Source organism: Shewanella sp. BC20, from assembly GCF_003129585.1.
Taxonomy (GTDB): domain Bacteria; phylum Pseudomonadota; class Gammaproteobacteria; order Enterobacterales; family Shewanellaceae; genus Shewanella; species Shewanella seohaensis.
Map to the genome: position 1 here is coordinate 1 of NZ_NHRI01000034.1, position 10,388 is coordinate 10,388.

Annotated in this window: 10 protein-coding genes and 1 tRNA gene; 7 read left to right on the forward strand and 4 right to left on the reverse strand. The window is 45.6% G+C overall.

What is annotated here, in order from left to right; genetic code table 11:
• Positions 1-31: 31 nt before the first annotated feature.
• Positions 32-107, reverse strand: a tRNA-Phe gene (locus tag CBX96_RS21230).
• A 388-nt stretch (positions 108-495) separates the two neighbouring features.
• On the opposite strand from CBX96_RS21230, the gene CBX96_RS21235 reads away from it, so the two are divergent.
• Both CBX96_RS21235 and CBX96_RS21240 read left to right on the forward strand, forming a co-directional pair.
• Entirely contained in the window at positions 496-1,047 is a 552-nt protein-coding gene (locus CBX96_RS21235; protein ID WP_109287982.1) for a cytochrome b, read from the forward strand.
• A 4-nt stretch (positions 1,048-1,051) separates the two neighbouring features.
• Positions 1,052-1,627 (forward strand): YceI family protein, encoded by a 576-nt coding sequence (locus CBX96_RS21240; protein WP_011716272.1) that lies wholly within the window; start codon positions 1,052-1,054, stop codon positions 1,625-1,627.
• Positions 1,628-1,713: 86 nt separating this feature from the next.
• On the opposite strand, the gene CBX96_RS21245 is transcribed toward CBX96_RS21240, so the two are convergent.
• Both CBX96_RS21245 and mutY read right to left on the reverse strand, forming a co-directional pair.
• Positions 1,714-1,992, reverse strand: a complete 279-nt coding sequence (locus CBX96_RS21245; protein WP_011621967.1) for an oxidative damage protection protein — start codon at positions 1,990-1,992, stop codon at positions 1,714-1,716.
• Between the two features lie 9 nt (positions 1,993-2,001).
• Positions 2,002-3,120, reverse strand: coding sequence for an A/G-specific adenine glycosylase (gene mutY / locus CBX96_RS21250; RefSeq protein WP_109287983.1), 1,119 nt, complete (start codon positions 3,118-3,120; stop codon positions 2,002-2,004).
• Positions 3,121-3,299: 179 nt separating this feature from the next.
• Between mutY and trmB the strand changes: the two genes are divergently transcribed.
• The 5 genes from trmB to CBX96_RS21275 all read left to right on the forward strand — a co-directional run bounded on the left by trmB (position 3,300) and on the right by CBX96_RS21275 (position 7,662).
• On the forward strand, positions 3,300-4,016 hold the full coding sequence (gene trmB, locus CBX96_RS21255) for a tRNA (guanosine(46)-N7)-methyltransferase TrmB (protein WP_011621969.1): 717 nt from the start codon (positions 3,300-3,302) through the stop codon (positions 4,014-4,016).
• A gap of 45 nt (positions 4,017-4,061) precedes the next feature.
• The gene (locus CBX96_RS21260; protein WP_011621970.1) at positions 4,062-4,388 is read left to right on the forward strand and encodes a YggL family protein; all 327 of its coding nucleotides are present in this window, start codon (positions 4,062-4,064) and stop codon (positions 4,386-4,388) included.
• A complete protein-coding gene (gene glsB / locus CBX96_RS21265; protein WP_011621971.1) occupies positions 4,388-5,302 on the forward strand; it encodes a glutaminase B in 915 nt (304 codons plus the stop codon). Before CBX96_RS21260 ends, glsB begins: the two co-directional genes overlap by 1 nt.
• Positions 5,303-5,480: 178 nt before the next feature.
• Entirely contained in the window at positions 5,481-6,302 is an 822-nt protein-coding gene (locus CBX96_RS21270) for a YggN family protein (RefSeq protein ID WP_109287984.1), read from the forward strand.
• 418 nt (positions 6,303-6,720) lie between these two features.
• Positions 6,721-7,662 carry a LysR family transcriptional regulator gene (locus CBX96_RS21275; protein WP_109287985.1) on the forward strand — a complete coding sequence of 314 codons (942 nt, stop codon included), beginning with the start codon at positions 6,721-6,723 and terminating at the stop codon, positions 7,660-7,662.
• Positions 7,663-8,287: 625 nt separating this feature from the next.
• Here CBX96_RS21275 and CBX96_RS21280 read toward each other — a convergent pair.
• Positions 8,288-10,135, reverse strand: coding sequence for a DUF885 family protein (locus tag CBX96_RS21280; protein ID WP_109287986.1), 1,848 nt, complete (start codon positions 10,133-10,135; stop codon positions 8,288-8,290).
• Positions 10,136-10,388 lie beyond the last annotated feature (253 nt).

A 10,388-nucleotide genomic window follows, 5' to 3' on the forward strand; every position in this document is an offset into this window, starting at 1 on the left:
GCTCTACCAACTGAGCTATGCCGGCGAATGGTGGTGCCCGAACCCGGAATCGAACCAGGGACACGAGGATTTTCAATCCTCTGCTCTACCGACTGAGCTATTCGGGCAACTAAACTAAGCGTTAGTTGACTACTTTAAACCGACAACTTAATGCTGCCTCGTTCGAAGTGCGGCTATATTAACGAGGGTGTTTATCCTCTGCAAGCGCTTTTTCCTGATAAATGATGTGTTCGGCTGTTTAATGTGCACTTTGGCTGTTTTTTATCTATAAACCAGTTGGGAATGAGCCTTTTTGATGCCTCAAAGTTGTATTTCCAGCCGCGTGAGTGACCCGTTTAAGCCCCACAATCAGCGTTAACACCATAATAGCGTTAATCTTTCTGAATTTTAGAAAGATATGAGCGATTTTTACTGATTTTAGTTTTTAATTTTCGTTTTATGATAATGACTATTATTTGATTGTGCGACTTAAGTGCAGAGGTGTGGGGTAGCTATATGTTTAGAAATACTAAGTTGAATTATGGACTTATTGCTATTGCCAGCCATTGGCTAAGTGCGGTTGTGGTGATTGGACTCTTTGCCGTCGGTGTGTGGATGGTGGAATTGACCTACTACAGCCCATGGTACAAAACGGCGCCACATTGGCATAAAAGCGTAGGGATTTTGCTGCTGGCGGTAACCCTGTTTCGTTTAGTTTGGCGTTTGGTCAATCCAAAGCCGACTCCTGAGCAAAATCACCAGACATGGGAAAAGGTTAGCGCCCACATTGCCCATGGCGCGATTTATCTCTTATTACTGGTGATTATGGCCGCAGGTATTTTGATTTCGACGGCAGAGGGCCGTGGAATTATGGTGTTTGACTGGTTTGAGTTACCCGGCCTAACGCCACTGATTGAAAATCAGGCTGATATCGCGGGGGATATTCATCAATATGCCGCCTACAGCTTGATTGCTCTGGTTTTACTGCATGCGTTAGGCGCGTTAAAGCACCATTTTATCGATAAAGATTCAACACTACTCAAGATGATTAAATTTAACCGAGGATAATATAATGAAAAAACAACTATTAGCTGCTTTGATTGGTGGGTCTTTACTGGCTCCAATGGCTGCATCTGCCGCCGATTATGTAATTGACCGCGAAGGTGCTCATGCATCTATTACCTTTAAAGTAAGTCACTTAGGTTATAGCTATGTCGTAGGTCGTTTTAACGATTTCAGCGGTGATTTCAGCTACGACGCTAAAAATCCAACGGCAGCTAAAGTGAATGTCAAAGTGAACACCTTAAGCGTTGACTCTAACCATGCCGAGCGTGATAAGCACATCCGTAGTGGCGATTTTTTGAATACAGCTAAATTTGCAGAAGCGACTTTCGTTTCGACCTCGGTTGAAGACAAAGGCAATGGCGATATGGTTATTACAGGTAACTTCACGCTAAACGGCGTGACTAAACCGCTGGCAATCCAAGCGCATGCTGTGGGTGAGGGTCAAGATCCTTGGGGCGGATACCGTGCAGGTTTTACCGGTACGACCACGTTTGCGATGAAAGATTACGGTATCAAGATGGACTTAGGCCCAGCGTCTGCCAATGTTGAGTTAGATTTAGTGGTAGAAGGCGTGCGTAAGTAAGCTTAACGCTACTGAGCTGCATTTATCCGCGAATAAAAAAGCGCCCTTGGGCGCTTTTTTGCTTTCTATTGGATAGGCGATTAGGCTTATTCCTGACCCTTTTCAGGCACAAAGCCTTCAATTTCCACGTCTTTACCTTCAAACAGGAAAGAGGTCATTTGCTCTTCCAAAAACTTACGATCATCAACATTCATCATGTTGAGTTTCTTTTCGTTAATCAGCATGGTCTGCTTTTTCTGCCATAGGCCCCAAGCTTCTTTACTGACGTTATCGAAAATACGTTTACCTAAATCACCTGGATACAGTTGAAAGTCTAGGCCGTCGGCTTCTTTGTTTAAATATACGCAATTGACTGTACGCGCCATGATTATTCCTTACTGACTGTCGAGGTTGCTAGCAATAGCTACGAGTGATCCCAAATTGGCTAACACGCGCTCGGTTGCGGCGGCGAGTCCCACTTTGGAAGGTTGATTGATGTTATACCAGAGAGACTGGTTTTGTTCCATGACTGCGCCCACGCTCTGCATACCCAAGGTTTGCTTGTCGTAGCCATTCGCTTGGCTATCTAAATTCAGTAGCATGGGCTGAATATCTAAATGGAAGTGGCTAAAGGTATGCCTAAAACCGATTAATGGTTCGAGTTGTGCGGCGTGATAACCTTGGGCTTCAAGCTCTGCATTGAGTGCGGCTTGAGTACTAAATTCGGGGAAGCACCAGAGTCCGCCCCAAATGCCGGCAGGAGGGCGCTTAGCCAAGAATACTTGGTTATCTTTGAGTAAAACCAACATCCAAGCGGCTTTCTCTGGGATAGTTTTCTTCGGTTTTTTACCCGGGAAATCGGTTTGCCTGCCCATAAGTTGGGCCTTGCAATCGACAGCCACAGGACAAGCGGCACAATTGGGTTTGCTGCGAGTACAAATGCTGGCACCAATATCCATCATGGCTTGGTTATATTTTTGAATATCCTGCTCTGGCGTTAATTGCTCGGTTAATTGCCAGAGTTGTTCTTCCACAGGTTTTTGACCGGGCCAGCCCGCAATCGCGCCATGTCTTGCTAATACGCGCTTAACATTGCCATCAAGGATCGGATGATGTTGCCCAAGTGATAGGGATAACACTGCACCTGCTGTCGAGCGCCCAATACCTGGCAGCGCTAACACTTGCTCAAAGTCTGTTGGAAATTGCCCTTGATACAGATCGCGAACCATCTTAGCGGCTTTATGTAGATTGCGAGCTCTGGCGTAATAACCAAGCCCAGTCCAATGATGCAGTACTTCATCATCCGGCGCGTTAGCGAGGGCTAACACATCGGGGAAACGTGCCATAAAACGCTGGTAATAGGGGATAACAGTCGCTACCTGAGTTTGTTGCAACATAATCTCAGAAACCCATACGCGATATGGGGTTTTATCTTGCTGCCAAGGGAGGGTTTTACGACCGTGGGTGTCGTACCAATTAACGATACGTGTAGCAAAGGAGGCTGTAGATTTCATCGGCGCAGTGTAGCGGGAGATTGGTTGGCAAACAAGTAACACCCCATCGAAAAATCGGCCTAGATTCGCTCTCTAGGATAATCTTGTTATACTTCGCCTCCATTAGTGCTTGCACTGTAAGTTGAACTTTGGATAATGCCCTTCTTTTTAGATGGTGTTGTCCACGAGACGAGGCAAAAATGAGCGAAGTCACTACCGCTGAATTTAATGAAGAAGGCAAGTATCTGCGTAAGATCAGAAGCTTTGTCCTAAGAGAAGGTCGTTTGACTAAAGGTCAAGCGCAAGCCATTGAGACTCAGTGGCCAACAATGGGCTTAGATTACAGCCCAACACCATTAAACCTGACCGAAGTGTTTGGTCGCGAAGCCGATACCGTACTGGAAATTGGTTTCGGCATGGGCGCCTCTTTAGTACAAATGGCGCAAGAAGCTCCAGAGCAGAATTTTATCGGTATTGAAGTCCATAAGCCTGGCGTGGGTTCATGCTTAAGTGACGCTGCCGCTGCTGGGGTGACTAATCTTCGCGTGTATCACCATGATGCAATGGAAGTGTTAGAACATGCTATCGCCGATGGTAGTCTTGCTCGCGTGCAATTGTTTTTCCCCGATCCTTGGCATAAAAAGCGCCACCATAAGCGCCGTATCGTGCAGGCGGAGTTTGCTGAGCTTATCCGCCGCAAACTGAAGATTGGCGGCGTGTTCCATATGGCGACCGACTGGGAAAACTACAGCGAACATATGCTGGAAGTGATGAATGCGGCCAATGGTTACAAAAACCAATCCGCCGATGGTACCGTGGTGCCGCGCCCAGATCATCGTCCACTGACTAAATTTGAAGCCCGCGGTCATCGCCTCGGCCATGGCGTGTGGGATCTGATGTTTGAGCGTATCGCTTAACATCTTTTATGGATTTTATTTTTTAACACAACGGGGAAAATCACTATGGCAAAGAATCGTAGCCGTCGTTTACGTAAGAAAATGCGCGTTGATGAATTCCAAGAGTTAGGTTTTGACATTACTTGGACCTTCGATGCATCTGTCTCTGAAGCCGATATTGATGCAACAGTCGATAAGTTTATCGATGAAGTCATTGAAGCCCGTAAGTTAGGTTTCCACGGCGGTGGTCATATCGAGTGGGAAGGTATTATTGCTACCCAAACTATCGGTAAGTGCACCGAAGAAGATGTTGCTGCAGTGAAGGCTTTCTGGGCGGGTCAAAAAGTGACTCAACTTGAAGTTAGCGATCTGTACGATATCTGGTGGAGTTAATGCCAGAACAGGCGTTATTAGAGGAAGTGGTCGACAAAGTTCGGCCCTTGCTCGGCCAAGGAAAGGTTGCTAATTACATCCCTGCGCTCGCCAATGTTGATGCTGGTAAACTGGGCATTGCCGTAACCACGATTGACGGTGAAACTATAGGCGCAGGCGATTACCTTGAGCCATTTTCAATTCAAAGTATTTCTAAAGTTTTCAGCTTAACCTTAGCGCTAACTTTATATGAAGAAACCGAAATTTGGAGCCGCGTCGGCAAAGAACCCTCGGGACACTCCTTCAATTCACTAGTCCAAGTTGAACTCGAGCGGGGTAAACCTCGCAATCCCTTTATTAATGCTGGCGCGTTAGTTATCGCTGACTTATTGCAGAGCCGTTTAGGGGCGCCTAAGCATCGGATGTTGGAATTGGTCAGGGCGCTGAGTCAAAACGATAAAGTCTGTTTCGACAAGCAAGTAGCGGATTCTGAATATCAGCACAGTGCACGTAATGCGGCCATCGCTTATCTGATGAAATCCTTCGGTAATTTTCAAGGCGATGTCGATACAGTGCTGCGCACTTATTTTCATTATTGCGCCTTAAAAATGAATTGCGCCGACCTATCGCGGGCGATGTTGTATTTAGCCAACCGTGGTAAAACCTTAGATGGCACTGAACTTATTTCGCAGGTGCAGACTCGGCAATTAAATGCCCTGTTAGCAACCTCTGGCTTGTATGACGGCGCCGGCGAGTTTGCCTATCGTGTTGGTATGCCGGGTAAAAGCGGTGTTGGCGGCGGCATTATTGCGGTGATCCCCGGGGAACTCTCGGTCTGCGTTTGGTCACCCGAATTAGACAATCAAGGTAACTCCCTCGCAGGGACGGCGATGCTTGAGCATCTCAGCCAGCGTCTCGGACGTTCAATCTTCTGATTTAACTCTTTTATTAGCACTGTTAGGCTAAATATTAGTGAAATTCACTAATCTGCTATCGGTGCTAATTTTTATAACCTCATACTAATCATATTGTTACAAAGTTGGCACATCTTCTGCTATTCATCTTTTAGCACGTTAGCTTAGTCGAATTTCTCAGATTAAAGGATGAACAACAATGAAGATAAATACACTATTAACCGGAGTGGCATTATCGGGTGTTATTTTAAGCGCTTCTGGCTTGCAATCAGCACAAGCGAAAACCGAGCCGCAAATCGATGAGCGCTGTGAGGTTTCTCTTAACTATGATGTGAGAGTCGAACCGAAAAAATTAGTGATGAGCGAGAAGGGCACCGAGAAGTATCGCATCGAGCTCGACAAGTTATACGTTGAAGGCAAGCAGGTAACCTTAACCGACAAACAGAAAAAGCTCGTGAGCCAGTATGCCGATGAGGTGTCGACTCAGGTTCCTGAAGTCATTGAATTAGTGAATGAAGCCGTTGCATTGGCCTCTCAAGCTGTGAGTATGGCATTAACGCCACTGATGGGCGATGTGGCTGGCGCTAAGTTTGATGAGATGATGGCGGGCGTGCAGAAGCGTGTTGATACCGTAGCCTACAAGCAGGGCGATAGTTTTTACCTTGGTGCGACCGAAGAGTCGATGCAAAACACCTTTAACGACGAATTTGAGAAGGAAATGGAGCAAATCGTGCAAAACTCCATTGGCACTCTAATGATGAATATCGGCAGCCAAATCCTTGCGGGCGACGGTGAGTCCTTCGAAGCTAAGATGGACGCATTCTCACAAAAAATGGATAGATTAGGCGATGATATTGAGCAGCAAATTGAATCCCAATCTAAGGGCATTGAAGCGAAAGCCGACCGTTTATGTGACCGTTTTGAAAACCTGCTGGTGCTTGAGAATCAACTGCGTAAAGAAGTGCCAGAGTTAGCGCCCTATGTGTTGACTCAAAACACTCACCATGAATTACGTGAATAGTGCTCGGCAGAGTAGCTTAAAACCAACACTGGTTGGAGTCAGGTAATGTCGACCTAACTGACACCATAAATACAGTGATATAAATGAAAAGCCCCAGTACGTTAAGTGTCTGGGGCTTTTTCTTGATTCATTTTAGCCAAGCGGAATGATATTAATCTAATTGCTTGCGGCTATTTACTATGGAATATTACATTCTAAAGACTAATGTTTGGTATACTCTTAAAATATAATGAAAAGCTGGCAATTCAGTCAGATAGAACACTCTACTTTAGCGGACTTTTTCGGGCTAAATCTCTACAACGAACCCAATTGCTGTGAGATATTAAGGTATTGAGGGATGCTTCAAGGCATTTGTGCTGCATTCCTATGCTATTCCGAAAGTTAATATCACTGTCGAAACTGCTTAAGGCGACTTTCCATGTTAGAACTGTTAGAACCTATTGCGATTTTTACTCATGTGGCCAGAGCTGGTAGTTTTAGTGCCGCCGCAAGAAGGCTTGGGATCTCTAAATCTAAGGTCAGTACGCAGGTAGCCGATCTCGAACATAGACTCGGTGTTCAACTGATCCAGCGTACCACTCGAAGCTTAAGTCTGACTGAAGCTGGACATTTGTTATATCTGCAAGGTGAAGAGTTGCTTCGCGATGCCGAACAGGCCATTGCTAGCGTGCATAACTTAAACGATGCCACCCGCGGCGTGTTAAAGGTGGGGATTTCCCAGTCCTTTGGTGCTATGCATATCATTCCCGCGCTGCCATCATTTATGGCCAAACACCCTGAACTCGAGCTGCAAGTCAGCTTATTAGATCATAAGGTGGATGTAGTCAGCGAAGGTTTAGACCTATTGTTAACTATGTCTGAGCAGCTTCCCTTGGGTATGGTGGCGCGCCCTTTGATGAAGTGTCAGTTCCTACTCGTTGCCTCGCCTGATTATATTGCTAGACATGGTGAACCGTCGCGTCCAGAACAATTAGTCGACCATAACTGCTTGGTGTATCAAGGTGAGTGGCATGAGCACAGCATGTGGCAGTTTAAAAAGGGCGATGATTACTGTGAGATAGGTGTCTCTGGTAACTTTAGAGTGGATAACGCTCCTGCTTTAAAATCAGCTGCGATCAGTGGCTTAGGGGTTGTCTATCTTGCCAGTTACTTGATGGAAGATGAAATCGCTAAGGGCACCTTAGTGCCGCTGCTGAGGGATTGGCAACTGACTCATCATTTACCGCTACAGGCCGTTTACCCACGTCGTAAACACTTAGCGCCTAAGGTGAGTGCCTTCATTGAGTTTATTAAAGACCACATTGGTAATCCGCCTTATTGGGATATTCCCTATGCGGAACTCTTCAGTGAACGTCAGTAATTTTGGAAACATTGTTCTTAAAATGCGTTCAATGCGTTTTGAGCGAGTTTGGTAGTTTTTAGATTTTATTAAAATCAATCTGTTATGTGATTTTTAGTTTGTATTTTAGTTTGGTTTTTTAGGGTTTTCTAAAACAGCTTTTTAGTGGGTGTATTGAAGTCTGTTCTTAAATGAATACAATGGTTGCCAGATGATTCGGAATGACCTGAGTCCTACACTTTTATTGGAAATGACCCCTTTCGATATCAGCGTACAGGTTGGCAGCAATGCAGTTTCGGATCACAGCCAGCAGAAGTTTGCGAACTAAAACAATGTTGGCTTTTAAACCATCATCCTAGTTTTTGGTTTACCTCAGCTCATTAGGCTGAGGTAATTTTTTTCTGGTGGTTGAGTGCGGGAAACGAGTTTTGTCTCTCTGTACCCTAAAGTCACACCGAGTGTTAAGTGCTTATGCTTAATACATCAAATATAGTGACCCACAGTGAGATAGGGTTTTATGACCAAGCCGGTGATAAATCCAATAAAAAAGCCACTTGATAGTGGCTTTTTTATTGGCTGCGATTTAACGATGTTATTCGCAACGGCGTTCGAAGGAGGCTAGCGTTAGCCTCCCAAGGTTTTATGCTTAGGCTTTATTGACGCTGGCAATCCATTGATCGACTTGCTCTTCTAGCACATCCAAAGGCAGTGCCCCGTTAGCCAAGACTAAAGTATGGAAATCCCGGATATCAAATTTATCACCCAGTTGTTTTTCCGCCTTGTGTCTCAGTTCGAGTAACTTAATCATCCCAACTTTATAGGCTGTGGCTTGAGATGGCATAACGATATGACGCTCTACCATTTTCTTCGCATCGGATTTTGCGTTAGGGGTATTATCGACGTAATAAGCTATCCCTTGTTCGCGGGTCCATTTCTTGGCGTGGATCCCAGTATCGACCACTAAACGACAAGCTCGCCATAACTCCATCGCCAGTCGACCAAAATCGGAGTAAGGGTCGGCATATAAGCCCATCTCCTTCGGGAAAGACTCACTGTAGAGCCCCCAACCTTCGATATAGGCGGTATAGCCACCGAATTTACGGAACTTAGGAATATCCTTTAGCTCCTGTGAGATAGCGATTTGCATATGATGGCCTGGGATCCCTTCGTGGTAAGCCAGTGCTTCCATCTGGTATTTAGGCATGGCTTTCATATCGTAGAGGTTGGCATAGTAGCTACCAGGGCGAGAGCCATCGGGAGCCGGTTGTTCATAGAAGGCTTTACCAGCGGATTTTTCCCTAAAGGCTTCAACCTGTTTGACTATCATGGCTGCTTTAGGCTTAACCTTAAAGACTTCATCCAAGCGTGAGCGCATATTATCGATAAGCTTGGTTGCATCGGCTAAATATGCCGCCTTGCCTTCGGCGGTATTTGGATAATAGAACTGTGGATCATCGCGCATAAAGGTGAAGAACTCTTGCAAGGTGCCGTTAAAATTCACCTTTTTCATAATGGCGCGCATTTCATTATGGATGCGTTCCACTTCGGCAAGACCAAGTTGATGGATTTCATCCGCCGTCATGTGGGTAGTGGTCGTGCGTGCAAGGGCATTGTTATAAAACGCCTCGCCGTCGGGGAGTTTCCAAACCCCATCGCGGGTATCGGCTTTGGCTTCTAAGGTTTTGATATAGGCGATAAGCGTCTTGTATGCAGGCTCAACTTGTGAGACGAGTGCTTTTTCAGCATCGGCAATCAGTTGGGCTTTTTCTGTTTCGGAGATGCTGAGCGCATTCACTTTTTTGCGAAAATCCGCCAACAACGCACTGTCTTCGCCTTTATCGAAGGGGGCGCCTTTAATGATGTTTTGGCTGTCAGAAATCACGTAACCGAACACAAATTTAGGGGCAATAATGCCTTTATCTGCGCGGATCTCGAGCGCCTGTTGCAGTTGGTTTAAGCGTTTGGGCACGCCATTTAAGCGGCTGATATAGGCCTTAGCATCGCTGACATCGGTGATCTGGTGTTGATTAATCAGGAAGGAGGCTATCATCGAGTGGCCACCATGCATCTGATTCACTGGGTAGTTATGGTAGCGCCACTGATAGTCTTTGATATTGTTATTCAGATTTTGAGTGAGTAACGTCAGGCTTAGGCGAGTTTGTGGATCAAGCTTACTCGCATCCAGTTGATTCACTTCGGCTAGCTGTTTCTTGGTTCGCGCCAACTCACGGGCATCCGCCTCATCGCCAATATCGTCCCACTTATCATAGTCCTGCTTAATGCCCATATAGGTTTGTGCAATGGGGCTTGCCATGATGTTTTCCATGAAGATGGTTTCAAACAAGGCGTTGGCTTTTTCTGACTCGCTTTGGGCGGCAACACTGGTACTGGCCACATGATGTGAGTCACTTAAGGTGGGTACCGCATAGGACGGCAGTGCAAGCAGGGCGGAGAGAGTAAATGCGACTAAGCTGATGTTCGTTTTTATTGGCATGATCAGGCTTCCTTAACAATGTTCAGGTAATTCTAAAGAAGCAGGGGAAAAATGTATGAATATAAATGTTAGAAAATGTGTTAGCCATAAAAGATGCTTCATCAAGAAACCTAGGCTAACACATTATTTATTTTTAGCCCAAAACCACCTACTTCAGTAGGTGGTTATCATCATTTGAGGCTTTGCCTGTATACCTACCCATGTTAAATGCATCTTTGATTTTTAGCGAAGTCAAAAGAGGCAAATAACATGA